This window comes from Williamsia sp. M5A3_1d (assembly GCF_053345315.1).
The window spans coordinates 601,558-628,125 of record NZ_JBKEZX010000002.1 but is presented as its reverse complement, the minus strand read 5'-3'; the positions used below and the strand labels follow the sequence as shown (position 1 = coordinate 628,125).

General features: G+C 69.4%; 26 protein-coding genes. 21 read left to right on the top strand and 5 right to left on the bottom strand.

Annotated elements, in window-relative coordinates; translation table 11 throughout:
* Window positions 1-218: 218 nt before the first annotated feature.
* The 11 genes from ACLBW1_RS10510 to ACLBW1_RS10460 all read left to right on the top strand — a co-directional run bounded on the left by ACLBW1_RS10510 (window position 219) and on the right by ACLBW1_RS10460 (window position 10,554).
* The gene (locus ACLBW1_RS10510) at window positions 219-1,292 is read left to right on the top strand and encodes an XdhC family protein (protein WP_447812154.1); all 1,074 of its coding nucleotides are present in this window, start codon (window positions 219-221) and stop codon (window positions 1,290-1,292) included.
* A 120-nt stretch (window positions 1,293-1,412) separates the two neighbouring features.
* A complete protein-coding gene (locus tag ACLBW1_RS10505) occupies window positions 1,413-1,583 on the top strand; it encodes a CsbD family protein (protein WP_045821745.1) in 171 nt (56 codons plus the stop codon).
* Window positions 1,584-1,729: 146 nt separating this feature from the next.
* Window positions 1,730-2,005 carry a lipopolysaccharide assembly protein LapA domain-containing protein gene (locus tag ACLBW1_RS10500; RefSeq protein ID WP_447811772.1) on the top strand — a complete coding sequence of 92 codons (276 nt, stop codon included), beginning with the start codon at window positions 1,730-1,732 and terminating at the stop codon, window positions 2,003-2,005.
* Window positions 2,006-2,154: 149 nt separating this feature from the next.
* Complete coding sequence (locus ACLBW1_RS10495; protein ID WP_447811771.1) at window positions 2,155-2,556, top strand: RidA family protein; 402 nt, start codon at window positions 2,155-2,157, stop codon at window positions 2,554-2,556.
* Window positions 2,557-2,576: 20 nt separating this feature from the next.
* A complete protein-coding gene (locus ACLBW1_RS10490; RefSeq protein WP_447811770.1) occupies window positions 2,577-3,782 on the top strand; it encodes a winged helix DNA-binding domain-containing protein in 1,206 nt (401 codons plus the stop codon).
* A complete protein-coding gene (locus ACLBW1_RS10485; protein ID WP_447811769.1) occupies window positions 3,779-4,318 on the top strand; it encodes a methylated-DNA--[protein]-cysteine S-methyltransferase in 540 nt (179 codons plus the stop codon). Before ACLBW1_RS10490 ends, ACLBW1_RS10485 begins: the two co-directional genes overlap by 4 nt.
* A 117-nt stretch (window positions 4,319-4,435) precedes the next feature.
* On the top strand, window positions 4,436-5,134 hold the full coding sequence (locus tag ACLBW1_RS10480) for a response regulator transcription factor (RefSeq protein ID WP_447811768.1): 699 nt from the start codon (window positions 4,436-4,438) through the stop codon (window positions 5,132-5,134).
* Window positions 5,131-6,618 carry a sensor histidine kinase gene (locus tag ACLBW1_RS10475; RefSeq protein WP_447811767.1) on the top strand — a complete coding sequence of 496 codons (1,488 nt, stop codon included), beginning with the start codon at window positions 5,131-5,133 and terminating at the stop codon, window positions 6,616-6,618. The genes ACLBW1_RS10480 and ACLBW1_RS10475 overlap by 4 nt, the downstream gene beginning before the upstream one ends.
* Before the next feature lie 30 nt (window positions 6,619-6,648).
* Window positions 6,649-7,074 carry an HIT family protein gene (locus ACLBW1_RS10470; protein WP_447811766.1) on the top strand — a complete coding sequence of 142 codons (426 nt, stop codon included), beginning with the start codon at window positions 6,649-6,651 and terminating at the stop codon, window positions 7,072-7,074.
* A 136-nt stretch (window positions 7,075-7,210) separates the two neighbouring features.
* On the top strand, window positions 7,211-8,449 hold the full coding sequence (locus ACLBW1_RS10465; protein WP_447812153.1) for a glycosyltransferase: 1,239 nt from the start codon (window positions 7,211-7,213) through the stop codon (window positions 8,447-8,449).
* Window positions 8,446-10,554: an ArnT family glycosyltransferase gene (locus ACLBW1_RS10460; protein ID WP_447811765.1), complete on the top strand. Its 2,109-nt coding sequence runs from the start codon at window positions 8,446-8,448 to the stop codon at window positions 10,552-10,554. Before ACLBW1_RS10465 ends, ACLBW1_RS10460 begins: the two co-directional genes overlap by 4 nt.
* Here the strand turns inward: ACLBW1_RS10460 and ACLBW1_RS10455 are convergent.
* On the bottom strand, window positions 10,535-10,669 hold the full coding sequence (locus ACLBW1_RS10455) for a hypothetical protein (protein ID WP_447811764.1): 135 nt from the start codon (window positions 10,667-10,669) through the stop codon (window positions 10,535-10,537). The genes ACLBW1_RS10460 and ACLBW1_RS10455 overlap by 20 nt on opposite strands.
* Before the next feature lie 13 nt (window positions 10,670-10,682).
* Here ACLBW1_RS10455 and ACLBW1_RS10450 point away from each other — a divergent pair, with 13 nt between their 5' ends.
* Window positions 10,683-11,186, top strand: coding sequence for an FBP domain-containing protein (locus ACLBW1_RS10450; protein ID WP_447811763.1), 504 nt, complete (start codon window positions 10,683-10,685; stop codon window positions 11,184-11,186).
* Window positions 11,187-11,437: 251 nt separating this feature from the next.
* On the top strand, window positions 11,438-11,734 hold the full coding sequence (locus ACLBW1_RS10445) for a hypothetical protein (RefSeq protein ID WP_447811762.1): 297 nt from the start codon (window positions 11,438-11,440) through the stop codon (window positions 11,732-11,734).
* Between the two features lie 8 nt (window positions 11,735-11,742).
* On the opposite strand, the gene pip is transcribed toward ACLBW1_RS10445, so the two are convergent.
* On the bottom strand, window positions 11,743-12,714 hold the full coding sequence (pip, locus tag ACLBW1_RS10440) for a prolyl aminopeptidase (protein WP_447811761.1): 972 nt from the start codon (window positions 12,712-12,714) through the stop codon (window positions 11,743-11,745).
* Window positions 12,715-12,814: 100 nt separating this feature from the next.
* Between pip and ACLBW1_RS10435 the strand changes: the two genes are divergently transcribed.
* Complete coding sequence (locus ACLBW1_RS10435) at window positions 12,815-14,095, top strand: low temperature requirement protein A (RefSeq protein WP_447811760.1); 1,281 nt, start codon at window positions 12,815-12,817, stop codon at window positions 14,093-14,095.
* A gap of 36 nt (window positions 14,096-14,131) precedes the next feature.
* A complete protein-coding gene (gene purD / locus ACLBW1_RS10430; RefSeq protein ID WP_447811759.1) occupies window positions 14,132-15,391 on the top strand; it encodes a phosphoribosylamine--glycine ligase in 1,260 nt (419 codons plus the stop codon).
* A 28-nt stretch (window positions 15,392-15,419) separates the two neighbouring features.
* On the opposite strand, the gene ACLBW1_RS10425 is transcribed toward purD, so the two are convergent.
* Window positions 15,420-16,343, bottom strand: coding sequence for an alpha/beta hydrolase (locus tag ACLBW1_RS10425; RefSeq protein ID WP_447811758.1), 924 nt, complete (start codon window positions 16,341-16,343; stop codon window positions 15,420-15,422).
* A 122-nt stretch (window positions 16,344-16,465) separates the two neighbouring features.
* Between ACLBW1_RS10425 and ACLBW1_RS10420 the strand changes: the two genes are divergently transcribed.
* The 4 genes from ACLBW1_RS10420 to purB all read left to right on the top strand — a co-directional run bounded on the left by ACLBW1_RS10420 (window position 16,466) and on the right by purB (window position 21,047).
* The gene (locus ACLBW1_RS10420; RefSeq protein WP_447811757.1) at window positions 16,466-17,674 is read left to right on the top strand and encodes an aminotransferase class I/II-fold pyridoxal phosphate-dependent enzyme; all 1,209 of its coding nucleotides are present in this window, start codon (window positions 16,466-16,468) and stop codon (window positions 17,672-17,674) included.
* A gap of 75 nt (window positions 17,675-17,749) precedes the next feature.
* Window positions 17,750-18,370, top strand: coding sequence for a TetR/AcrR family transcriptional regulator (locus tag ACLBW1_RS10415; RefSeq protein ID WP_447811756.1), 621 nt, complete (start codon window positions 17,750-17,752; stop codon window positions 18,368-18,370).
* 75 nt (window positions 18,371-18,445) lie between these two features.
* Window positions 18,446-19,507, top strand: a complete 1,062-nt coding sequence (locus ACLBW1_RS10410) for a glycerophosphodiester phosphodiesterase family protein (protein ID WP_447812152.1) — start codon at window positions 18,446-18,448, stop codon at window positions 19,505-19,507.
* A gap of 109 nt (window positions 19,508-19,616) precedes the next feature.
* Window positions 19,617-21,047 carry an adenylosuccinate lyase gene (gene purB / locus ACLBW1_RS10405; protein WP_447811755.1) on the top strand — a complete coding sequence of 477 codons (1,431 nt, stop codon included), beginning with the start codon at window positions 19,617-19,619 and terminating at the stop codon, window positions 21,045-21,047.
* A 25-nt stretch (window positions 21,048-21,072) separates the two neighbouring features.
* Here purB and ACLBW1_RS10400 read toward each other — a convergent pair whose 3' ends face one another.
* Complete coding sequence (locus tag ACLBW1_RS10400) at window positions 21,073-22,707, bottom strand: GMC oxidoreductase (RefSeq protein ID WP_447811754.1); 1,635 nt, start codon at window positions 22,705-22,707, stop codon at window positions 21,073-21,075.
* A gap of 177 nt (window positions 22,708-22,884) precedes the next feature.
* A complete protein-coding gene (locus tag ACLBW1_RS10395) occupies window positions 22,885-23,412 on the bottom strand; it encodes a mycothiol transferase (protein ID WP_447811753.1) in 528 nt (175 codons plus the stop codon).
* A 111-nt stretch (window positions 23,413-23,523) separates the two neighbouring features.
* Between ACLBW1_RS10395 and ACLBW1_RS10390 the strand changes: the two genes are divergently transcribed.
* Window positions 23,524-24,417, top strand: a complete 894-nt coding sequence (locus ACLBW1_RS10390; protein WP_447811752.1) for a phosphoribosylaminoimidazolesuccinocarboxamide synthase — start codon at window positions 23,524-23,526, stop codon at window positions 24,415-24,417.
* A gap of 2 nt (window positions 24,418-24,419) precedes the next feature.
* Complete coding sequence (locus ACLBW1_RS10385) at window positions 24,420-26,519, top strand: S9 family peptidase (RefSeq protein WP_447812151.1); 2,100 nt, start codon at window positions 24,420-24,422, stop codon at window positions 26,517-26,519.
* Window positions 26,520-26,568 lie beyond the last annotated feature (49 nt).

Sequence of the window (26,568 nt, the reverse complement as noted above, 5' to 3'; positions counted from 1 at the left end):
TCGAGGTTCCTGACGTCTGTGTCCGAGGTCGGACGGTGATGGCGGTATGTGACCGCCCACACATCTGACCACATCTCACGAAAGAAGTGAAGTGCAGTTGCCTCTGTTGATCTGATCTGGGCTCACGGCGCCGATCGACAGGGCCGAGCCAGCCTGACCCGGGTTCGCAGGTGTCGCTACCGGTTGCCGTGCGCGGTCGGGGCGACGACGATGACGGGATGCGCGGGGTCCTCGACGAACTGTGCGCCGCCGCGGCGCGGGGGCCGGTGGCGCTCGCCCGCATCATCTCCGCGCACGGATCATCACCCCGTCCGGTCGGTGCGGCGATGATCGTCACCGAGGACGGCACCGTCATCGGATCGGTCTCCGGCGGGTGCGTGGAGGCCGCGGTGCTCGCCGCGGCACGCGACGTCCTCGGCACCGGCGCCGCGGTCGTCGAGAGGTACGGCCCCGACGACGACACCGACGCGATCGGAGTCGCACCAGGACTCACCTGCGGGGGCGAGATCGAGGTCCTCGTCGAACGGCTCGACGACGCCTCGGTCTTCGTCGACCTCGCCCGCCGCCTCGAGGCGGGCGAGCCGTGCGCATTGCTGACCACTGTCGGCAGCGACACCCGCCGCGCTGTCATCACGGCCGCCGGCGCCCCCGACCCGTCCTGGGATCGGGTGGACGCCGACGCACTCGCCATGATGGCCGCGGGTTCGTCGGGGGTCGTCGGCGAGGAGGTCGCCGGCGATCGCGCGCCGGTGTTCGTCCACGCGTTCGCCACACGCCCACGCATGGTGCTGGCCGGCGCCAACGACTTCGTGCGCGCGTTGGCCGAGGTGGGCGGATTCCTCGGCTATCGCGTCACCGTGGTCGACGCTCGCGCGACGTTCGCCGTCGCCCATCGTTTCCCCGCGGCGCACGAGGTGATCGTCGACCGCCCCGACCGCCACCTGCTCGCCGAGCACGCGGCCGGTCGGCTCGATCGCCGCACCGTGGTGTGCGTCATGACCCACGACGACAAGTTCGACGTCCCCGCCCTCGCGGCCGCACTCACCCTCGACCGGTTCGCGTTCGTGGGGGCACTCGGTTCCCGGCGCACCCACACCGACCGTCTCGCCCGGCTCGTCGCCGCCGGTGTGCCCGCGAGCGACCTCCGGCGACTGCACAGTCCGGTGGGTCTCGACCTCGGCGCCCACACCCCGCACGAGACCGCGGTGTCCATCGCGGCGGCGATCGTCGCCGCGCGCACCGGTGCGTCGGGGCGTCCCCTCGCTGAGCTGGACGGACCGATACACCGCTGACCTCGATGTTCGCATATGTGTCGACCGTCACACATGCAGTCGAGTGCAAATCTCGAGGCCTGCCCGACTCATTCCCTGTAACCGCAGCAACCCGTTGCGGCACCGAGAAGAGGAGTCACCATGGGAATCGTCGACAAGGCCAAGAACGCCGCCGAAGATGCGATCGGCAAGGCCAAGGAGGTCGTCGGTGACGTCACCGACAACAAGGATCTCGAGGCCGAGGGCAAGAAGGACCAGGGTTCGGCCGGCGTGAAGAAGGTCGGCGAGAACATCAAGGACAAGCTGTCCTGACCTGTTCGTGATCGTTCAGTCAGCGCACGACATCCCCACGGTGGGTCGCCTCCCGATCGGCGGCGGCCCACCGGGTCGGGGCGTGGTCGCACACCGCGGACCACCCTGACCACCACGACTTTTCACACCGAGAGAAGGTAGACGCCATGACCGCCACCACCACCCCGACCGTCCGTTCCACCGAGCGCCCCGCCCGCCGCGGTGTCGGCGCCGCCTCGAAGACGCTGCTCGCCGTCGCGACCGTTCTCGTCGCCGCCCTCGTCGTCTTCGTGCTGCAGAACACGGTGCACACCACGATCTCGTTCGTCGCGTGGGACTTCGATCTCGGTGTCGGTGTGGCGCTGCTCGGTTCGGCCGTGGTCGGAGCCGTCGTGGCTCTGACCGTCAGTGGGGCGATTCGCGCCCGCCGCGCGCTGAGCTGACCGAGCACTCTCGAACATCCCGGGACCCGGTGAGACCTGATGTCTCGCCGGGGTTTCGGCGTCTCACCGCAGTCGTGCGTGGCGCCATCCCGACAGCGCCTCGGGCTGGGCGATTCGCCGACCCCGCGCACGGTCGTAGGATGGCGCCCATGTCGCAGATACGCGTGAACGGATCGCAGTCGCTCCACGATGGTGGGTTCTCCTACAGCGCGATCGCCGCGCCCGGCTCGACCGTCTTCACCGCGGGCATCGCGCCGCTCGATCCCGCGGGCGCCACCGTCGCCCTCGGCGACGTCCAGGGCCAGGCCCGCGCGTGCATGGACAACCTGACGACGGTCCTCACCGAGGCCGGGGCCGCCCTGACCGATGTGGCGAAGGTGACCGTCTTCGTCGCCGAGGGTTTGCAGGCCGACCTGTCGGTGGCGTGGGACGCGGTGCTCGCCGCATTCGGCGACCACAAGCCCGCCGCGTCGCTGCTGGGCGTCACCGTCCTCGCCCATGACGACCAGCTCGTCGAGATCGAGGCCATCGCGGTCGTCGCCGCCCCCTGACCCCTCTATCCATCCCTCCGATGAGCGCCCGGCCCCACATCGACGACGCCGCCCGTCGCGCCCGACTCCAGCGGCGCCACCTGCTCACCGCCGATGCGGCCCCGACGCTTTCGACGACGCGGCCGATGTCGGTGACCGACGCGGTCTCGTCGATCGTCGCGCTGCACGCCACGTGTCCGCCCACGATGTACCTCTCGCTGTGGGCTCGTCTCCCCGGCTTCCGGCGTGAACAGCTCGATTCCGCTCTCTACGATGAGCGGTCGTTGATCAAGCAGCTCGCGATGCGGCGCACGATGTTCGTCCTCGACCGCACGGGTCTCGCCGCCGCCGTGGGTGCTGTGGGCCCGCGTGTCTCCGCATCCGAGCGCACCAACATGCTGCGAGACCTCCGTCGCAGCAACGATTTCGACGACCCCGAGGGCTGGATCGACACCGCGCGGGCCGCGGTCGCTGGTGCCCTGGCGGATGGTTCGGTGGCCTCGTCCACCGAACTGCGCGCCCGGCTGCCCGAGCTCGACGGGGTCGTGGAGATCGCCCCCGACCGGTCGTGGGGCGGAACGTCGCCGATGGGGCCACGGGTGCTGAACATGATGAGCGCGGCCGGCGACATCGTCCGTGGACCCAACGCCGCCGGGTGGCAGCTGTCCCGCCCGCAGTGGTCGTCGATGGAGCGGTGGCTCGGTGAACCGCTGTCGGAGGTGTCGGTCGCCGACGGCCACCGGGCGATGGTCGCGCGGTGGCTGCGCACCTTCGGCCCCGGCACCGAGACCGACATCGTGTGGTGGCTCGGGTCGACGAAGGCGTCGGTGCGGGCAGCACTCGCCGAGCTCGACGCCGTCGAGGTCGATCTCGAGGCGGGAGACGTCGGATACGTGCTCCCGGGCGACCTCGATGATGTCGAACCCGTTGCCCCGCAGGGCTTTCTGCTCCCCGAACTCGACCCGGCCACGATGGGCTGGAAGGAGCGCGGCTGGTACCTCGGCGATCACGGGCAGCACGTGTTCGACCGCAACGGCAACGGGGGACAGACGATCTGGTGGGACGGCCGCATCGTGGGCGGATGGTTCCAGCGAGCCGATGGCACCATCGGACTGCACCCCCTGGAGACGTTGCCGCGCCGCGCGATGACCCAGCTGTCCGCCCGCGCCGACGAGCTGGCCGCCTGGCTCGGTGACGCCCGCCCGAAACCGGGCTACCCGGCACCGTTCATGAAGGTCGTCGGATGACGTCGGGGCTTCGCTTCGCATTGTTCGACACCGCGCTCGGTGTGTGTGGGGTGTGCTGGAACGCCGCCGGCGCCATCGTCGCGGTGGCCCTGCCCGAGGACGACCGAGCCGACATCGAACGTCACCTCGCCGCGTTCGACGCCGTGGCCGGTGACCCCGATCCCGGTGTTGCCGAGACGATCGACCTCATCCGCGCACTCATGGCCGGCGACGACGTCGATCTGTCGGCAGTCGTCGTCGACGTCGCGGCCGTGCCCGAGTTCGATCGTCGCGTCTACGCGATCACCCGCGACATCCCGCGTGGCCGGGTGCTGACCTACGGCGCGGTCGCGGCGCGACTCGGGCAACCCGGCGCCGCGCAGGCGGTGGGCCGGGCGCTCGGTCGTAACCCGATCCCGGTGATCATCCCGTGCCACCGTGTCGTCGGCGCCGGCACCGAGGTCGGCGGGTTCTCCGCGCCCGGCGGCGCGGCGACGAAGAGTCGGATCCTCGCCGCCGAGAAGGTGTCGGGGTTCGGCGAGCCGACCCTGTTCTGACCTGTCGCACGGTTGCGACCTGCACGGATCGGTGCCGTGAGAAGGTGGGATCGGCTCACAGGAACCTGCCAGGGTTCTCGCAGCACGATGTCAGCGCATACACGGAAGGTGGGCACCATGACTGATCCCGGTGCCCGCGTGCTCGTCGTCGACGACGAGCCGAACATCCTCGAACTGTTGTCGGTGTCGCTGAAGTTCCAGAACTTCGACGTCGCGACGGCTGCCAACGGTCCCGCGGCTCTCGACAGGGCGCGCACCTTCCGCCCCGACGCACTGGTACTCGACGTGATGATGCCCGGTATGGACGGCTTCGGGCTGCTGCGTCGGCTGCGTGCCGACGGCATCGAGGCGCCCGCGCTGTTCCTCACCGCGCGGGACTCGATGGAGGACAAGATCAACGGTCTCACCATCGGTGGCGACGACTACGTGACCAAGCCGTTCAGTCTCGAGGAGGTCGTCGCTCGTCTTCGGGTGATACTGCGTCGCAACGGTTTCGGCGAGAAGCAGGCCGAGCCCACTCGGATCTCGTTCGCCGACATCGAACTCGACGACGACACCCACGAGGTGTGGAAGGGCGGTGAACTGGTGTCGTTGTCGCCCACCGAGTTCACCCTGCTGCGGTACTTCATGATCAACGCCGGCACCGTGCTGTCGAAGCCGCGCATCCTCGACCACGTGTGGAACTACGACTTCGGTGGCGAGGTCAACGTCGTCGAGTCGTACGTGTCGTATCTGCGTCGCAAGGTCGACACCGGCGACACACGCCTCATCCACACCCTGCGCGGCGTCGGGTATGTGATGCGCGAACCTCGATGACCTCGCCCGCGCCGCCGGTCGGCCCCGAGGCGGCGAAAATCCCGCGTCGTCGACGTGGTGTCCCGCTGCGGGTCTCGCTGGTCGCCCTGATGCTGGTCCTGGTGGCCCTCGGCCTCGTGGTCTCGGGGGTGTCGGTGACGTCGGCGCTGGAGAACCGCCTGGTCGACCGCACCGACAACGGTCTGCGCGGTGCGGCCGAGGGCTGGGCCCGTCCGCGTGACGGCGACGACCGCGGCCCCTTCGCCCAGGGCGGGCAGAGCGGCAGCCCGACCGCCGAACGTCGCCCGCCCTCACCGTATTACGTGATGCTGATCCGGTCCGACGGTCTGACGTTCACCATCAACGACGTCGGTGGGACCCCCGACCTGTCGGACCTCTCGCGTTTCTCCACCGATCCGGTCACCGTCGACAGCGCCACCGGGTCCGACGCCCGCTGGCGCGTGGTGAAGGTGACCGCCACCAACTCCTCCGGGGTCGCCACCACCTCGGTGGTCGCGATCAAGCTCACCGACGTCGACGACACCGTCACCCGGTTGATCTGGTTGCAACTCGGTATCGGGCTCGGGGTCGTGGTCGTCGTCGGCGGGCTCGGTTACCTGCTGGTGCGGACCAGTCTTCGCCCCCTCCGACGGGTCGAGGAGACCGCGGAGAAGATCGCCGGCGGCGAACTCGACCAGCGTGTGCCGACCTCGCCACCGAACACCGAGGTCGGCAGGCTCGCCACGTCGCTGAACGTGATGCTCCACCAGATCCAGAACGCCTTCGCCGCCACCGCCGCATCGGAGGAACAGGCCCGCGGTTCCGAGGACAAGATGCGGCGGTTCATCGCCGATGCGAGCCATGAACTGCGCACCCCGCTCACCTCGATCCGCGGGTTCTCCGAGCTCTACCGCCAGGGCGCGATGACCGACACCGGGCAACTGATGTCGCGGATCGAGACCGAGGCCGGCCGCATGGGGCTGCTCGTGGAGGAACTGTTGATGCTCGCCCGCCTCGACGCGCAGCGACCCCTCGACCGCGCGCAGGTCGACCTGTTGTCGCTGGCGTCGGACTCGGTGCACAGCGCCCGCGCGATGGCCCCCGAACGTGAGATCGCGCTGCAGGTGCTCGACGGGCCGGGGATCCCCGCGGTGATGGGCGACGCGGCCCGGTTGTCGCAGGTGTTGAGCAACCTGATCACCAACGCGATCCGACACACGCCCGACGACGCGACGATCACCGTGCAGATCGGCACCGACGACCGCGACGCGATCATCTCGGTCGTCGACACCGGTCCCGGGTTGGCCCCGGACGACAAGGCCAGGGTCTTCGAACGGTTCTACCGCGGTGACTCGTCGCGACACCGCGACGCCGGCGTCGGGGGCAGTGGACTGGGGCTGTCGATCGTGGCCGCGCTGGTCGACGCCCACGGCGGCACCGTCGGCGTCGACGACACCCCCGGCGGCGGCGCCACCTTCACCGTCCGCATCCCGCGCGCGGACTAGCAGCCGCCAGGCCGCGCCTACGATCGAGCCATGGCAACCGTGTTCAGCATGATCATCGACGGCGACATCCCTGGACGCTTCGTGTGGAAAGACGACACGGCCGTCGCGTTCCTCACCATCAACCCCGTCACCCCGGGACACGTGCTGGTGGTGCCGCGGGAAGAGATCGACCACTGGGAGCAGGTGGATCCGGGCGTGTTCGCCCATCTGACGGCGGTGTCGCAGACCATCGGCAAGGCCAACCGCGACGCCTTCGACGCACCGCGCATGGGTCTGCTGATCGCCGGGCTGGAGGTGCCGCACCTGCACATCCACGTGTTCCCCGCGCACTCGCTCGAGACCTTCGACCTGGCGTTGGCGGAGAAGGACCCCGATCCCGCCGCCCTCGACGATGCCGCGGCGAAGATCCGTGCCGCGCTGCGGGCGGCGGGGGAGACCGAGCACGTCGCCGACTGAGCCACGGCTCACAGGAAGCTGACAGGTCGGCCGCAGAATCGAGCCAGCCGGCTCGATCAGAGTCTCCTTCATGACAGCAGACACCATCGATCGGTCGGGCGACGCGACGTCTCCCGAGCCGACTCGCGCCCCCGAGATGACCGTCGTCGTCGACCGGACCCACCCGAGTCCCGAACTCGACGTCGTGGTGCCGGTCTACAACGAGGAAGCCGACCTCGAGACCGCCGTCGTGCGGCTCGCCGAACACCTGCGGACCCGCGTGCCGTATTCGGCGCGGATCACCATCGCCGACAACGCCAGCACCGACTCCACCCTGGCCGTGGGTGTCGAACTCGCGCAGACCATGGACAACGTGCGCATCGTCCACCTCGACGCCAAGGGGCGCGGGCGGGCACTGAACGCGGTGTGGAGCGAGAGCGACGCGACCGTCGTCGCCTACTGCGACGTCGACCTGTCGACCGACCTCAACGCGCTGATGCCGCTGGTGGCGCCGCTGCTGTCGGGTCACTCCGACGTAGCCATCGGGTCGCGGCTGTCGCGGTCGTCGCGGGTGGTCCGCGGCGCCAAGCGCGAATTCATCTCGCGCAGTTACAACCTCATCCTGCGCACCACGATGGGTGCGAAGTTCTCCGACGCGCAGTGCGGGTTCAAGGCCATGCGGGCCGACGTCGCGCGGGCGGTGCTGCCCTACGTCGCCGACACCGGCTGGTTCTTCGACACCGAACTGCTGGTGCTGGCCGAGCGCATCGGACTGCGTATCGCCGAGGTGCCCGTCGACTGGATCGACGACCCCAACTCGAAGGTCGACATCGTCAAGACCGCGACCGAGGACCTCAAGGGATGCTGGCGGGTCGGCCGCGCACTGGCCCATGGTGAGCTGCCGGTCGCCGAGCTCCGACGTAGCCTGGGCCGCAACCGCTTCGACGATCCGCAGGTGACAGGGGTGCCGCGGGGCATGGTCGGGCAGTTGGTCCGCTTCGCGGTGATCGGCGTGATCTCGACGGTCGCCTACGCGGTGCTGTACCTCATGCTGCACTCGCTGATCGGGGCGCAGGCGGCCAACTTCGCCGCACTGCTCATCACCGCGGTGTTCAACACCGCCGCCAACCGCGCGTTCACCTTCGGTATCAGGGGACGCGACGGCGCCGCACGACACCACATGCAGGGCATCGCGGTGTTCGTCTTCGGCTGGGCCCTCACCGGAGGGTCGCTGTGGGCACTGCACGCCTTCGCCCCCGATGCAGGCAAGCACGTCGAACTGCTCGTCCTCATCGTCGCCAACCTCGTCGCCACCCTCACCCGATTCGTCGCCCTGCGCTGGGTGTTCCGCTCGGCGCACCCGACCACCGACCTCGAAAGCGCCGCCACCGCATGAGCACACTCATCCGCCCCAGCGATCTCGACGCCCCCCGTACCGACGGGGGGCGTCGCCCCACGTCAGTGGTCCGCGACCGGATCGGTCTCGCCGTCCTCCTCGCCGGCACAGCCGTGCTGTACCTGTCGAACCTCAGCGCCAACGGGTACGCCAACTCCTTCTACTCCGCGGCGATCCAGGCCGGATCGGAGTCGTGGAAGGCGTGGTTCTTCGGATCGTCGGACGCCGCGAACTCCATCACCGTCGACAAACCGCCCATGTCGCTGTGGCTCCCGGGTGTCGCGGTCCGGATCTTCGGTCTGAACTCGTGGTCGATCCTGGTGCCGCAGGTCCTCATGGGGGTGGCGTCGGTCGCCCTGCTGTACGTGATCGTCAGGAAACACGTGGGGGCCACGGCCGGTCTCCTCGCCGGTGCCACGCTCGCGCTGACACCTGTTGCAGCACTGATGTTCCGGTTCGACAACCCCGATGCACTGCTGGTCCTGCTCATGATCGCCGCGGTGTGGGCGACGCTGAAGGGGATCGAGGACGGCCGTATCCGCTGGATGATCCTGACCGGTGTGTTCGTCGGGCTCGGGTTCCTCACCAAACAGCTCCAGGTGTTCCTGGTGATCCCGCCACTGGCACTGACCTACCTCGCGTTCGGGCAGCACACGTGGGTCAAGCGACTCGGCCATCTGTTCGCAGCATTGGCCGCGATGCTCGTCAGTGCCGGCTGGTGGGTTCTCGCGGTCACCCTCTGGCCGAAGGACTCGCGGCCCTACATCGGCGGCTCGCAACACAACTCGATCCTCGAGCTGACGTTCGGGTACAACGGCTTCGGACGGCTCACCGGCAACGAGACCGGCTCCACCGGCGGAGGCGGGGCGCGGCGAGCGACATCGGAGGTGGCCCAGGGCGCGTTCGGGGCCGGGTTCCCCGGTGGCGCAGGCGGTCCCGGTGGACGCGGCGGCATGTGGGGCGAGACGGGGTTCTTCCGCATGTTCCAGCCCGAACAGGGCGGACAGATCGGTTGGCTGATCCCCACCGCGTTGATCCTCGGTGTCGCCGCACTCGTGCTGGCGGGCCGTGCGGCGCGCACGAACACGACCCGGGCGCTGCTGGTGGTCCTGCTGATCTGGCTGGTCACGACAGCGGCCACGTTCAGTTACATGTCCGGCATCTTCCACGCGTACTACACGGTCGCGCTGGCCCCGGCGATCGCCGGACTCATCGGTGCCGGGGGAGTGCTCTGCTGGCGTGAACGCGACCGACTCTGGGTACGGTTGGTGCTCGCGGCGTCGTCGGTCGTCACCGGCGTCATGTCCTTCGTGCTGCTGAACCGGTCGTCGGACTTCGTGCCGTGGCTGAAGGTCGTCGTGATCGTGCTCGCGGTGCTCGCCGCGATCGGAGTGCTCGTCACGCGCATCCCGCGGATCGCGGCGGTGGTGGCCGCGGTGGCGATCGTGATGGGCCTCGCGGGGCCCACGGCGTATGCGATCGACACCGTCGCGACCGCGAAGAGCGGATCGATCATCAGCGCGGGACCGCAGGTCAAGGGAGGCTTCGGTCCGGGTAACTTCGGTGGACGCCGAGGCGGCCAACGAGGCGCGTTCGGTCCCGGCGGCCAGATGCCTGGCGGACAGGCGCAGGGCGGCCAGATGCCGCCCGGGATGGCCCCCGGCGGCGCGACCCCCGGCGCCGGCGCCGCGACCCGCGCCGAGGCCTTCGGGGCCATGGGCATGGGTGGTCCCGGTGGTGGCCTGCTCCAGGGCTCGAAGCCGACGGCCGAGATGGTCGCGCTGCTGGAGAAGGGCGCCGACGACTACACCTGGGTCGCCGCGGCGATCGGCTCGAACTCCGCGTCGGGGTATCAGCTGGCCACCCAGAAACCGGTCATGCCGATCGGCGGCTTCAACGGCAGCGACCCGTCACCCACCCTCGCGCAGTTCCAGCAGTACGTGCGCGACGGGAAGATCCACTGGTTCATCGGCGGCGGCCGCACGGGAGGCGGGATGAACGCCGAGGGCACCGCCACGGCCATCAGCGAGTGGGTCACCACGCACTACACCGCGAGGACCGTCGGGTCGGTGACGCTCTACGACCTCACCGCGCCGAAGGGCTGACCACGGTCGAACGCGGGTCGAGCAGGCCGACGCGGGTGCCCAGGGGCTCGCGTTCGCCGACTCGGCCCGCGTCGGCGGCACCGAAATCCCGTTGCCCGGTGGTCGGGGCTGGCATACGGTGCCTCTCCGTGGAACCCCTGACCGACTCCGACATCCGTGCGTCCTTCGTGAACGCGACGAAAGGCGAGATGAAGCGGATCGTGCTGCCCCGCGACCTGTCCGAGACCCGCTGGAAGGACATCGATTTCCTGGGCTGGGTCGATCCGACGTACGCCGGGCGGTCGTACCTGGTGACCCCCGCGGTGACAGACGAGGGCGACGACGGGTTGGTCGGGGTGGCGCTGCGCTACGAGACCGGTGGGTCGCGCAAGGCGCAGATGTGCAAGATCTGCCTCACGACCCACCCTTCGGGAGGGGTGTCGCTGATGACCGCGCGCAAGGCCGGCGAGGCCGGACGCAAGGGCAACACCGTGGGTACCTACATCTGCACCGACCTCGACTGCTCGCTCTATGCGCGCGGCAAGAAGACCCCGGCCCTGGGCAAGCAGTACCGCGAGGACCTCGACGTCGAGGCGAAGATCGACCGGGTGCGCCAGAACCTCGCCGCCTTCGTCGCGCGCGTCGCCGCCTGACGGTGCACGCGTCGATCGACACCGGTCTCCACGGAGTGATCGCGCTGAGATGTGAACCAGGCGCGGTCGAGGCCGCGTACGTCGATGAGCCGGGGACGCGCGTCGCCATCCGACGCCGCGGGCCCGCCACCCACCGGCGCACGCCGCTCGGAACCCGCGACCCGCGGGCGGTCGAGGTCGACCTCGCGGGGTGTGCGGTGACCATCCGTCCTCGACGGGCTCGGTTGACGAAACGGTCCTACCGCGTCGACATGGACGTCGACGGTGTCGCCCTCGATCTGTCGCCGCGCGACCTCACCACCAGTGAGTTCCGGTTGTCGACCATTGATGTCGCGCACAACGTGATGGCCGAACTGACGCGGCACGGCGACGGGACGATGGAGTTGATCCCGTCCACACCGGTTCGGTTGGGCCGGCGCACGTTCGATCCGCCGACCCCTTCTCGCGAGCAGTTGCTGCTGGCGCTGGCGGTTGCCGCGGCGTTCGGTACCGGTGGACTGTCGTTGCCGACAGTCGTCGGGAACGCTGTCGACGCGCTGCTGCCCTGACGACGAGGTCAGCGCTCGGCGAAGCGGTCGAGTGCCTCGACGAGGTGCCGGCCGAGTTGCTCCGAGCCGGTGTGGCCACCGTCGTCGACGACGTGCAGCACGCATCCCGGCCACGCGGCGGCGAGGTCGTAGGCGGTGTCGACCGGACAGCTCAGGTCCTGGCGGCCGTGCACCAGTACGCCGGGGATGTCGGCGAGCAGATGCGCGTCGCGGATCAGGGCGCCCTCGGCGAGCCAGGCGCCGTGCGAGAAGAAGTGGGCGCAGATGCGCACCAACGCGATCCGCGCGTCGGAAGGGCGATCGCTGAAAGGGTTCTTCTTCGGTGTGGGTTCGAGGGAGAGCACGGTGTCCTCCCACCGACACCACGCCTCGGTCGCCGCGAGCCGCACGGCCTCGTCGGGGTCGTTGACGAGGCGGTCGTAGATCGGCACGAGATCGGTTCGCGGGGAGTCGGGTTCACGCGGCGCCACCCCTGCACTCGCGGCGAAGCGGTCCCACTCCTCGGGGAAGAACCGCCCGACACCGCCGTAGAGCCAGTCGATCTCGCGCTTCCGGAAGGTGGTGACGGCCGGGATCACGATCTGCGTGACCCGATCGGGATGGGTCTGGGCGTAGGCCAGGATCAACGTCGACCCCCACGACCCGCCGTGCAGCAACCACCGCTCGATGCCGAGATGCTCGCGGACACGCTCCATGTCGGCCACGAGATGCCACGTGGTGTTGGTCTCGAGTGATGTCGACGGGTCACTCGCATGCGGCAGGCTCCGGCCGCAGCCACGCTGATCCACGTTGATGATCCGGTAGCGCGCCGGATCGAGACTGCGGCCCGCACCCGGTGCCGCCCCCGACCCCGGGCCGCCGTGCACGCACAGGGCGGGCTTGCCGTCGGGGTTTCCGCAGCTCTCCCAATAGACGAGCTGACCGTCGCCGACGTCGAGCAGGCCGTGATCGTGCGGAACGGTCGGCGGGTATGCAGGCATGTGAGCAAACCTAACGGTCGCCGACCTCGCGCACACCCGATGGCCGATACGTACCATTCCCCCCGTCTGAAGTCCCCGACTGCCCGAAGAGGTCGCCGCCATGACTGCCACCGACGCGGGTTCGTCCGCGCCCAACCCGCTGGCCCACCGGGTCACCCGCATGACCGGTCGCGCCCACGACGAACAGGGCCGCACCGCCACCAACCTCGAGCTGTTCTTCGACCTGACGTTCGTCGTCGCGTTCTCGCTGGCCGGAACCGAACTCGCGCACTACCTCGCCGACGGCGACTACAAGACCGCACTCATCGGATTCCTCTTCGCCACGTTCGCCAGCATCTGGGCGTGGATCAACTTCACCTGGTTCGCCTCGGCCTTCGACACCGACGACTGGGTGTTCCGCGTGGTCACCATGCTGCAGATGGGCGGCGTCCTCATCCTCGCCCTCGGTATCGAGCCGGTGTTCACCTCGGTGGCCGAGGGTCGCACCATCGACAATCGTGTGGCCGTCCTCGGGTACGTGGTGATGCGGGTGGCCATGATGTTCCAGTGGATCCGCGCGGCACTGCAGAGTCCGCAGTACCGCCGGACGTGCCTCACCTACGCCGCCGCAATCCTGACCGCGCAGGTCGGCTGGGTGGCGGTGATCGTGCTCGAGATGGACCTCGTCCCCACGCTCATCGCCACCGTGGGACTCGTGGCCCTCGAACTCGCCGGCCCGTTCATCGCCGAGACGCGCAACGCCGAACCGGCCACCCCGTGGCATCCGCACCACATCGCCGAGCGTTACGGACTCCTCGCGATCATCACGCTCGGCGAGGGCATCGTCGGCACGGTGGTGGCGCTGCAGGCCGTGATCCATTCCCAGGGGTGGGATATCGAGACCGCGGTCCTTGGGCTGGCCGGCATCGCCACCACCTTCGCCATGTGGTGGATCTACTTCGTGGTCCCCAGCGGCGACGCGCTGGAACTGCGGCGCGCCAAATGTTTCGGGTGGGGCTACTCCCACATCATCGTGTTCATGGCGATCGCGGCCGTCGGCGCCGGTCTGCACGTCGCCGCGCTCTACCTCGAACACGAGGCAAGCGTCTCGGCCGCCGTCGTCGTCGCGTGCGTCGCCGTCCCGCTGGGGATCTACCTCGTCGGCATCGCCGCCACCTACTCCTATCTCGTCGAGTTCGACGTGCTCAACGTGGCGCTCGCGGTCGGTGCGGTCGCGGTGCTCGGAGGGTCGGTGGCGTTGGCGGCGGCCGGGGTCGAGGTGGTCTACGCGCTCGTCGTCACCGCCATCGCGCCGGTGGTCGTGGTGGTCCTCGACGAGCTGGTCGGCACCGGACACCGTGCCACGGCGCTGGACCGATTGCGGGCCCGCGTCGCAGGGTGAGTCGCCGATACGTGTCGGCCGGTAGAGTTCCCGACCGTGCGAGTACTGGTGATCGGATCCGGCGGCCGCGAACACGCGCTTCTGGTGGGACTCTCGGCCGACCCCTCGGTGACGTCGCTGCACGTCGCGCCCGGTAACGCCGGGACAGCGGCGCTCGCGGACAACCACGCCGTCGATGTCGCCTCGAGCGAGGCCGTGGTGGCTCTCGCCGCCGAGGTCGACGCCGATCTCGTGGTCATCGGACCCGAGGTGCCCCTTGTCCTCGGGGTCGCCGATGCGTTGCGCACCGCCGGCTTCGCGACGTTCGGGCCGTCGGCCGCCGCCGCGCAGATCGAGGGCTCGAAGGCGTTCGCGAAAGACGTCATGGCCGCGGCCGGGGTCCGGACCGCCTACAGCGAGATCGTCGACACCCCGGCCCACCTCGACGCCGCGCTCGACCGCTTCGGTCCCACCTGGGTCGTCAAGGACGACGGTCTCGCCGCCGGAAAAGGCGTGGTCGTCTCGCCCGATCGCGACGCCGCACGTGCCCACGCCGCCGACCTCCTCGAACTCGGCCACCCGGTACTGCTGGAGTCGTTCCTCGACGGCCCCGAGGTGTCGCTGTTCTGTCTCGTCGACGGGACCGATGTGGTTCCGCTGCTCCCCGCGCAGGACCACAAGCGCGTCGGGGACGGCGACCGCGGCCCCAACACCGGCGGTATGGGTGCCTACACGCCGCTGCCGTGGCTGCCCGACGACATGGTGGACCGGATCGTCGACGAGGTGGTGCGACCCGTGGCGGCCGAGATGGCCACGCGTGGAACACCGTTCAGCGGCCTGCTCTACGCGGGCCTCGCCATCGGCCCCGACGGGCCCGCCGTCGTCGAGTTCAACTGCCGTTTCGGCGACCCCGAGACCCAGGCCGTCCTCGCGCTCCTCGAATCACCGCTGGGCGAGGCCCTGCACGCGACGGCGACCGGTGCCCTGTCCTCGCTCGCCCCACTGCGCTGGCGCGACGGCGCCGCGGTCACCGTGGTCGTCGCCGCCGAGCACTACCCCGCATCGCCGCGCACCGGTGACCCGATCACCGGCAGCGACGCCGAGGGGGTGCTCCACGCGGGCACCGCATTCGGCGCCGACGGCGCGGTGATCTCCAGCGGCGGACGTGTCCTGAGCGTGGTGGGCACGGGCGCCGACCTCCGCGCGGCACGCGCGCAGGCCTACGAACGACTCGAGGGCGTGAAACTCGCCGGGGCACATCACCGATCCGACATCGGGTTGGCCGCGCTCGAGGGCCGCATCACCATCCCCGGCTGATCGCGCCGGTTCACAGCACAGTGGGGTCTCAGGCGGCGAGGTTGCGGCCCAGGAACGCCAACTGGTCGGGTAACACGCTGCGCCAGAAACGATTGTTGTGCCCGCCCGGTGCGGTGGTGAACGCCGCCGGCGGGTGCAGACCGGCCATCCACTGCCGGGTGTAGAGGTAGAACTGATCGCTCGCACCGATGTCGATGAGCAGCGGGATCTTCGCGAAGGCGTTCTGCGCGCCGAACATCGAGTTCGCCTGGTAATCCTGCGGGTTGTCGAACGCCCGTGGGGGGAAGGTGCGTGGATCACCCCACAGCGCAGGTGAACTCGCCGCGATCGCAGCCACCCGCTGTGGCCCGAGGACGGCGCCGATTCGCAGAGCGCCGTAGCCGCCCATCGACCATCCGTAGAGCCCGATCCGGTCGGTGCGCAGGCCCAACGAGGCGTCGCCGGCGAGCATCGGCAGGAACTCGTCGATGATCATCGCCGCGGAGTCGGTGCCGTCGAGACGCGGGTGGTAGTAGTTGCGCCCGGTGTCGGGGGCCGCGAGCGCGAACGGTGCCGTCCCCGCCGCCACCGACTGCGCGAGATAGCGGTGCATCTGCAGGCTGGAGTCGAACGCCGTGCGCTCGTCGGTGTTGAGGGCGTGCAGCACCAGGACCACGGGCAGCACCCCGGTCACGCCCGGCGGGCGCGCCACCACCCAGCGGGTCTCGCGGCCGGCCATCTTCGCCGACCGGAAGCTGCCCGTGAGCAGCGTCGGGTCGTTCGGGGCGGTCGATGTCGGCACCGTCGACTCCGGCGAGACCTCGTCCTCACGCTGCGGTTGTGCCGCCCGCCGCGGGTCCATCCGGCCACGGTCGTCGTCCCCGCAGGCGGCAAGCGCCGCCACACCGGGCACGGCCAGGGCCGACAACCCCAGCCCGGCACGCAGCACGGAGCGACGATCGAGTGCGGTCATGAACCCGGTCGTCCCCTTCTGTCCCGGTCGCTGTCCCCAGCGGACTTCCCCGGCCGATGTGCTGTCGTCGGCGAACGACTCCACAGGGTACCGGCGAGGGCGGCCGACGTTACTGTCGAACCATGGCCGCACCGCGGAGTACACAGGCGGGGAGTTCACTCGCCGGGGGTTCACAGCGCTCCGAGATCGCGATGTTCCACGTGATGGACGTCCTCGCGGCCGGCGCCGCCCGCCGCGCGTCGGGACTCGAGGTGGTCTCGCTCGCGGCAGGACAGCCCTCGACACCCGCCCCCGCTCCGGTGCTCGCTGCGGTGCGCTCGGCACTGGCCGCCGACGTGCTCGGCTACACCGAATCGACGGGTGTCGCGCCGCTGCGTACCGCGATCGCCGGGCACTACCGGACGCGCTACGGCCTCGAGGTCGACCACGGCGACGTCGTCGTCACCACCGGCTCGTCGGGGGCCTTCACGCTGATCTTCCTGGCCGCGTTCGACGTCGGCGACCGCGTCGCGATGGCGCGCCCGGGGTACCCGGCCTACCGCAACACACTTGCCGCCCTGGGGTGCGAGGTCGTCGAACTCGACTGCGGCGCCGCGACCGGGTTCGTGCCGACCGTGGAGATGCTCGACGCCCTCGACTCGCCACCCGCGGGTCTCATCGTGGCCAGTCCCGCCAACCCGACCGGGACCGTCATCACCCCCGACGACCTCGCCGCATTGGCCCGGTGGTGCGACGACCACGGCACCCTGCTGATCTCCGACGAGATCTACCACGGCATCTCCTACGTCGGTCGTACCTCGTGCGCCTGGGAGACCTCGCGCGAATCGGTGGTGATGGGTTCGGTGTCGAAGTACTTCTCGATGACCGGGTGGCGTCTGGGCTGGATGCTTGTCCCGCAGCGGTATCGGCGTGGCGTCGAGCGCCTCACCGCGAACCTCACGATCTGCCCACCCGCGGTGTCGCAGGCCGCGGCCGTCGCCGCCTTCGACCCCGAGTCGATCGCCGAATGCGACTCGCACGTCGAGAGATACGCCGCCAACCGGGCGGTCCTGCTCGACGGTCTCGCCACCCTCGGCGTCACCGACATCGCCCCACCCGACGGCGCGTTCTACGTCTACGCCGACATCGGTGACATCACCGACGACTCCCTCGCGTGGTGCGCGCAGGTGCTCGCCGACACCGGTGTCGCGATGGCACCCGGCGTCGACTTCGACACCCGTTCCGGGAACCGGACCGTGCGGTTGAGCTTTGCCGGCACCACCGCCGAGATCGAGCGTGGTCTGGAATTGCTCACGCCGGTGTTCGAGAGCTCCCGCCTGCACACGGGCTGACCGCGGGCGGTCGGGCAGGGGTCGTTTTCCGCGAAAACACGGTGACGTGCACCACACATTTGGCAGCATGATCGGATGACGTCGGCAGCCACGCCCAAGGGAATGCGACGGCGTGCCCGATTGATCTCCGCCGCAGCAGAACTCCTTCTCGAGGGCGGCTTCGACGCGGTGCGCCATCGCGCCGTCGCCGACCGCGCCGGGCTGCCCCTGGCGTCGACCACCTACTACTTCGAATCGCTCGAAGACCTCATCGTGGAGGCCGTCACCTTCGCGTGCCACCACGACGAGGAGGCGATCCGGCTCCGGTCGGAGATGCTCACCCGACGTCGCCGGGGGCACGAGGCCACCGCGGAGGCGCTGGCAGATGTCTTCGTCGGCGACGGCACCACCCGCGACGAGCTGACCACGCGGTACGAGATGGTGGTGCTCTGCGCCCGCTTCCCACGCCTGCGGCCGGTGCTCGCCGACCGTCGCAAACTCCTCGCCGGCCTGCACTGCGAGGTGCTCGAGAAGTCGGGTCGGGTGGGCAGCCCCGAACGGATCAGCCAGCTGATGGCCGTCGTCGACGGTGCCGTGGTGGGCGCGCTCGCCGATTCGGTCGACGACGTCATGGAGGTCACCCGCGTCGCCCTGTGCGACGTCGTCGACGTGCTGGCACCCGTCCACGCCGACGACCGCCGGTTGAACAGTCGGTGAACTCGCCCGTCGCCGTTCGGTGATCGCCTGCGCTCACCCCTACCGTGGGTTTCCGTGATGATCTCCCGCCGCCGTCTGCGTCCCGTATCCGCCGCCCTCGCGATCGCGGCCGTCTCGACGATCGGACTGGCCGGGTGCGGATCGGACTCGCCCGATGCCTCGTCTACGTCGTCCTCGTCGGCCGCCGGTTCGTCCGGGGCCGCGCGCACGGTGGATCTGCAGGCGCACCGCGGTGGCCGCGGCGAGCACACCGAGGAGTCGCTGTACGGCTTCGAGCAGTCGATCAAGCTCGGCGTGAGCACGCTCGAACTCGACATCGTGCTCACCAAGGACCTCGCGCCGATCATCTGGCACGACCCGACCATCGACCCCACGAAGTGTTCGGACACCGCACCGGTCACCGCGGGCGACCCGCAGTTCCCCTACGTCGGCAAGGTCGTCCACGACCTCACCTACGCCCAGATCGAGACACTCGACTGCGGCAAGAAGCTGGCCGCCTACCCCGATGCGAAGGTGGTCGAGGGCAACAAGATCGCCACGCTCCCACAGTTGTTCGCGCTCGCCGACAAGTACAAGGCCGGTGTCCGCTACAACGTGGAGACCAAGATCGAGGGCGAGAAGCGCACCGAATCGGCCACGCCGCAGCAGTACGTGGACGTGATCCTCGGCGCGGTGAAGGCGGCGGACAAGACCGACAAGGTCGAGATCCAGAGCTTCGACTGGCGCACCCTGCCGCTGGTGAAGGCCGCTGCGCCGTCGATCCCGCTGGTCGCGCTGTGGGACGAGACGACCTGGAAGCCGAACTCGATGTGGACCGGGTCGGTCGACTACGCCTCGGTGGGCGGCGACGTGATCGCCGGCGCACAGAAGCTGGGCGTGCAGGTGCTCTCGCCGGGCTACTCGGTGCCCTACGGCCAGACCACGAAGGACAAGGATTTCGCGCTGGTCGCCGACAAGGCGTTCGTGGAGCGCGCGCACGCGATGGGCTTCACCGTGGTGCCGTGGACCATCGACGACGTCGACGTGATGAACGCGCAGATCGACGCCGGCGCCGACGGCATCATCACCGACTACCCGACCCGCCTGCGGCAGGTCCTCGCCGACCGCGGCCTGCCCCTCCCGAAGGCCTACTCCTGACCCTCGCCAGTTGGGCCGTTGTTTCCATCGACTGGGCCGTCGTTCGCACCGGCTGTGCCGAAATCCGTCTCAGTTGGGCGCCGTGGCTGATCAGGGCACAATGAGCGCCGTGTCGAACAAGCCTCGTATCTCGAATGTTCTCGCCGGCCGGTACGCATCTGCGGATCTGGTGGAGCTGTGGTCGCCGGAACACAAGATCGCCCTCGAGCGTCAGCTGTGGATCGCGGTTCTCTCGGCCCAGCGCGACCTGGGCGTCGACGTCCCTGACGGCGTCATCGACGACTACACCGGAGTGGTCGATCAGATCGACCTGGCGTCCATCGCCGACCGCGAGCGCGTCACCCGCCACGATGTGAAGGCCCGCATCGAGGAGTTCAACGCCCTCGCCGGTCACGAGCACATCCACAAGGGGATGACGAGTCGCGATCTCACCGAGAACGTCGAACAACTGCAGATCCTGCGCTCGCTCGAGCACGTGCACGCACACGGTGTCGCCGTCGCGGCCCGGCTCGCCGACCGCGCCGCGGAGTACTCGTCGATCGTGATGGCCGGCCGCAGTCACAACGTCGCCGCCCAGGCCACCACCCTGGGTAAGCGATTCGCCTCCGCCGCAGACGAACTCCTCGTCGCCCTGACCCGCCTGCGGGAGTTGATCGACCGATATCCGTTGCGCGGCATCAAGGGGCCGATGGGCACCTCGCAGGACATGCTCGACCTCCTCGACGGCGACGCCGCCAAGCTCTCCGAGCTGGAGTCGAAGATCGCTGTGCACTTGGGCTTCTCGAGCTCGCTGACCTCGGTCGGTCAGGTGTACCCGCGGTCGCTCGATCACGATGTCGTCTCCGCGCTGGTGCAGGTGGCGGCCGGGCCCTCGTCGCTCGCGCACACCATCCGACTGATGGCAGGGCACGAACTGGTGACCGAGGGTTTCCAGCCCGGGCAGGTCGGCAGCTCGGCGATGCCGCACAAGATGAACACCCGCAGTTGCGAACGCGTCAACGGCCTCACGGTCATCCTGCGGGGCTACGCATCGATGGCCGCCGAACTCGCCGGCGCGCAGTGGAACGAGGGTGACGTGTTCTGCTCGGTGGTGCGCCGCGTCGCGCTGCCCGACGCGTTCTTCGCCATCGACGGGTTGATGGAGACGTTCCTGACCGTGCTCGCCGAGTTCGGCGCGTACCCGGCGGTGATCGCCAACGAACTCGACCGCTACCTGCCGTTCCTCGCGACCACGAAGGTGCTGATCGCGGCGGTGCGGGCGGGTGTGGGCCGCGAGACGGCGCACGAGGCGATCAAGGAGAACGCGGTCGCCGTCGCCCTGGCGATGCGCGAAGAAGGTCGCGAACCCGACCTGCTCGACCGTCTCGCCGCCGACGACCGCCTACCGCTCGACCGCGCCGCGCTCGACGCCGCCCTCGCCGACAAGCACGCCTTCATCGGTGCCGCCGAGGCGCAGGTCGCCGACGTCGTCGCCGCGGTCGGGCGCCTCGTGGAGCAGCACCCCGACGCCGCGGCCTACGCGCCGGCCCCGATCCTCTAGCCGGGGCGCGACCAGCCGACCGTGATCACCCTGCTGCGGCGATGATCGCCTCGACGTTGCGTTCCGCGAGCGCCGTGATCGTCAACGAGGGGTTCGCCGTACCGGTGGTGCCCGGTATCAGCGCGCCGTCGACCACGAACAGGTCGCGGTAGCCGTCGACCCGACCGTGGGTGTCGGTGGCGCGCCCCAGCACGACACCGCCGAGCGGGTGGGCGGTGAACCGGGTGTTCACATCCTTCGCCAACGGCCCTGCACCGACAGCGATCCCGCTGCGGTCGGCGATGCGGGTGTGGACCGTGCGCAACGCCGCCTCCACGTCGCGGTTGCCACCTCGTGGCCATCGCAGGTCGACGTCGCCGGACGCGCGGTCGAGCACGAACCTGCCACGGGTGCCGTCGAGCACCATGCCCAGCGAGCCGATCAACGACAGGTCGACCGGGTTGCCCGGTACGTACCAGTTCTCCAGCGACACAGCCGTTCCGGTGGACTCGTCGACGATCCGGGTCGCCGACGGCGACGCCTGCACGAGGCCGTTCCCGCGGAGATCGGGTCCGCGTACCAGCGCCGCGTCGCCGTTGGTTCCCCAGCCCTCACCGATTGCTCCGCCCAGCTGGGGCAGGGTGCCGGTGTCGCGGGCGCGCACCAACAGGGCCGAGGTGCCCATCGATCCCGCACCGAGGAACAGGCGCCGACACCCGATGGTGCGGCGTCGGATCACGGTGGCGTCGGGCGCGAGCTCGGCGATGGTGAGCACGAAACCGGAAGCGTCCCGGCCGATGTCGATCACCTCGTGACGCGGATGGATGCGCACCCGGCCGGTGGCCTCGGCCCGCCGGAGATACGTCGAACGCAGATCGTTCTTGCTGCCGTCGGCATTGCCCAGGTTCGATTCGCCGATGATCGCCGAGGGACGCACGGCCCCGCGCAGTTCGGCGCGCACGATGTCCCAGTCCCAGATGCCGTCGATGCGTTGCAGCGCGTAGCCGGCGCGCCGGGCCTGCGCATCCCACACCCGTGAGTGCGTGAACGGTCCCGACGCCAGCACGTCACCGGGCATCGGTGATCCGCGTAGACCCGCAAGCGCGCGAGCGTAATACGGGGCCATCTCGTCGTGATCGAGGCTGGATCCGAACGCCGCTTCGAAGAATCGACGCTCGGGGCGCACGAGCGCTCCGGTGAACACCAGCGACCCGCCGCCGACGCCCGCGCCCCGCCAGACCTCGAGATCGCCGTGCTCGGTGGCCTCGAGCACCCCGCCGAACGAGTCGACGGGGATCTGCGGGAGTCCGGTCAGGGGAACGGGATTGACGGTGCGTCGCCAGAAGCCGCGCCCATCGGGTACCACGTCGTTGGCGAAGACGGCGCGGTGCGGGTCGATCGGCCATCGTGAGCCGCGTTCGAGCACGGTGACGTCGAGCCCCGCCTGTCCGAGACGCAACGCGGTGACGGCCGCCCCGAACCCGGTGCCCACCACGAGGGTGTCGCTGAACGCGGGGGCCGGCGGTGTCCGGCGATAGATCTCGGGGACCAGCGCCCGGTAGGCGGGCTCACCGATCGGAGCTGCCGTGGCGCGCACCGCCATCGGACCCAGCGCTGCGGTGGCAGCGACCCCGGCGGCGGTTCGCGCCGCCCCTGTGATGAACGCACGTCTGTCGAACACGGCTCGCCCCCCGGCTGATGTGCGTCACGCCGCACTCGGTTGTGGCCCACATCCTGCGCATCCGATCTGACATGTCGCGAGTTCAGATGACCGGAAGTGACCAGTCGGTAACCGGGGGCCACATGTGACGCCGGTCGGTTCGTGGTGCGCCTGTGGTCGGCGTCTACCTCGCGCCGTCTACGTCGCGGCCCCGGCGCGGCCCGCGACGCCCGCGATGAACTGGGCCTGGCCGATGTGCAGCGTGATGTCGTTGACGACGCTCACCAGGCGGACACCGGCGGTGACCGGCGGATCCCAGTTGTCGTCGACGATCCGTTCGATCTCGTCGGCGTCGACACCACGGATGTACTCCAACGTGGTCTCGTGCACGGCGTGGAAGTACCCGGCGAGCGTCGCTGCGTCCCCGGGCACCGCGGCCACCTCGTCGCTGGACTGGCCGTAACCGGTGGCCCAGTCGTCGAAGGGGAGGTCGAACCGGTCGCGCCACTGCGGCCACAGCTGATCGCGGCCCGAGAGTCCGGTGATGTGATCGTCGACGACCCGCGCCGAGTGCCAGATGAGCCAGGCGATGGTGTTCGCGTCGGCGTCGATCCGGTACGTGAGCACCTCGGGATCGGCGTCGTCGGTCAGAGAGGCGACGGCGTCGTCGACACGGGTGAACGCGTCGACGAGGACGTCGTGCAGGGCGGTGGCGTCGTCGGCCATGGTGGCTCCTCACAGGTCGGTGTCGTGTCGGGTGATCGGTGCAACGCCGCGGTGGGGGCGCTGCCATCCCCGCGGACACTGTCGACCGGGCGGCGCCACTAGCCTGAGGGGATGCGCCCCACCCTCGAGTCCTACCGCCACGTGGCATCGGGCAAGGTCCGTGAGCTCTACGAGATCGACGGCGACACGCTGTTGATGGTGTCGTCGGACCGGATATCGGCCTTCGACCACATCCTCTCCACGCCCATCCCCGACAAGGGGAGGGTGCTGACCGCGATGTCCTTCTTCTGGTTCGACACCCTCGGTGTGCCCAACCACCTGGCCGGCGGCGCCACCGACGAACGCATCCCGGGGTCGGTCCTGGGCCGCGCGATGGTGGTGCGGAAGCTGCCGATGCTGCCGGTGGAATGCGTTGCTCGCGGTTACCTCACCGGATCGGGACTCCTCGACTACCGGGCGACGGGGGAGGTATGCGGTATCGCACTGCCCACCGGTCTCGACGAGGCGTCGCAGCTGCCCGAACCCATCTTCACGCCCGCGAGCAAGGCCGACATCGGCGACCACGACGAGAACATCGACTTCGACGCGGTCGTGGCGCAGGTCGGTCCCGATGTGGCACAGGCCGCCCGAGCGCTGACCCTCGACATCTACACGCGCGGCGTCGAACTCGCGCGGGAGCGGGGGATCATCCTCGCCGACACCAAGTTCGAGTTCGGCACCGACGCCGACGGCGGCCTCGTACTGGCCGACGAGGTGATGACCCCGGACAGCTCCCGCTACTGGGACGCGCAGACCTACACGCCGGGACAGGTGCAGCCGAGCTTCGACAAGCAGATCGTGCGCAACTGGCTCACCGGGCCCGACTCCGGGTGGGACAGGGCCGCCGACGGGCCGCCGCCGCCGCTGCCCGGTGACGTCGCCGAACGCACGCGTGGTCGTTATATCGATGCCTACGAACGTATCTCGGGTCTGTCGTTTCGCGACTGGCCGAAGGAGGAGCAGTGACCATGCCGCAGATCCCGGTTGCGAAGAAGGTGCCGGTCACCCGCGTCCACCACGGCGACGAGGTGATCGACGACTACGAGTGGCTACGGGAGAAAGAGGATCCCGAGGTCATCGCGTTCCTCGAGGCGCAGAACGCGCTGACCGAGGCCGACACCGCCGAACTGGCCGATCTGCGTTCGGCGATCTACGGGGAGATCAAGGCGCGCACCCAGGAGACCGACATGTCGGTCCCGTCGCGGCGGGGGCGGTTCTGGTACTACGCGCGCACGGTCGAGGGCAAGCAGTACCCGCTGCGGTGTCGTGCGCCGATCGCCGGCGACGACGACTGGGACCCGCCGACGGTGTCGGGCGACGATCCGCTGCCCGGCGAGCAGATCCTGCTCGACTCCAACCTTGACGCCGAGGGCACCGACTTCTACAGCCTCGGCGCGTTCTCGGTCACCGACGACGGAGACCTGCTCGCCTACAGCGTCGACGTCAAGGGCGACGAGCGGTACACGTTGCGCTTCAAGGATCTTCGCACCGGCGAGATGCTCGCCGAGACGGTGGAGAACACCGCACCCGGCGCGACGTGGTCGCACGACGGCAAGCACATCTTCTACCTCACCGTCGACGACGCCTGGCGCCCCGACACCGTGTGGCGCCACGACCTCGGCGCCGGTACCGACGACGTGACGGTGTTCCACGAACCCGACGAGCGGTTCTGGGTCGGCATCGGCGGCACCCGCAGCGACAAGTACCTGATGATCGGGCTGGGTTCGAAGATCACCTCCGAGGTGCACGTCCTGTCCGCCGACGACCCCACCGGTGAGTTCCGCGTGGTGTGGCCTCGTCGCGACGGCGTCGAATACGACGTCGAGCACGCCGTCATCGGCGGTGAGGACCGGTTCCTCATCACCCACAACGAGAACGCCGAGAACTTCGAACTCCTCGACGCGCCCGCCGATGACCCCACGGCCACCAGGACTCTCGTGCCGCACTCCGAGGAGATGCGCATCGAGGGCGTCGACGCGTTCGCCGACCATCTGGTCCTCAGCTACCGTCGCGGCGCGACGCCTCGGTTCTCCATCGCCGACATCCGCGATGCCTCGAGCGCGACGGAGGTGTCGTTCGAGGAGGTGACCTTCGACGAGCCGCTGTCGACTTCGGGCCTCGCGGGGAATCCCGAGTGGGCGGCACCCCGTCTACGTATCGGGTACTCGAGCTTCATCGAACCCAGCGAGGTCATCGATCTCGACGTGCGGACCGGCGAGCGGATCCTGCTCAAACGCCAAGTGGTGCTCGGTGATTACGATCCAACCGACTACGAGCAGAAGCGCGAGTGGGTCACCGCCGCCGACGGCACACAGGTCCCGTTGTCGATCGTGAGCCGTAAGGGGGTGTCGCGGCCGGCGCCCACGCTGCTGTACGGCTACGGGTCCTACGAGGCGAGCATGGATCCCGGGTTCTCGATCGCGCGGCTGTCGCTGCTCGACCGTGGCGTCGTGTTCGTCATCGCCCACATCCGCGGCGGGGGTGAGATGGGGCGGCACTGGTACGAGAACGGCAAGACGCTCACCAAGAAGAACACCTTCACCGACTTCGTCGACGCGGCACAGCATCTCGTCGACACCGGTGCCACGACGCCGTCGCAGCTGGTGGGTGAGGGAGGTTCGGCCGGTGGGCTCTTGATCGGCGCGGTCGCCAACCTCGCACCCGAGCTGTTCAGCGGGATCCTCGCGGTGGTCCCGTTCGTCGATCCGTTGACGTCGATCCTCGACCCGTCGCTGCCGCTGACGGTCATCGAGTGGGACGAGTGGGGCAACCCGCTCGAGAACGCTGAGGTCTACGAGTACATGAAGTCGTATTCGCCATACGAGAACGTCGAGGCGAAGCCGTACCCGTCGATCCTGGCGATCACCTCTCTCAACGACACCCGCGTGATGTACACCGAGGCCGCGAAATGGGTTGCGCGGCTGCAGGCGAACACGACGTCGGACAACCCGATCCTGTTGAAGACGGAGATGAGTGCCGGACACGGTGGCGTGAGTGGCCGCTACAAGCAGTGGGAGGAAGTCGCCTTCGAACACGCCTGGGTCCTCCGCCAGACCCGCGCGATCTGACCCACCCCACCCCAACCCCACCTCCGCCAGTTGGGCCGTCGTTCCGCGC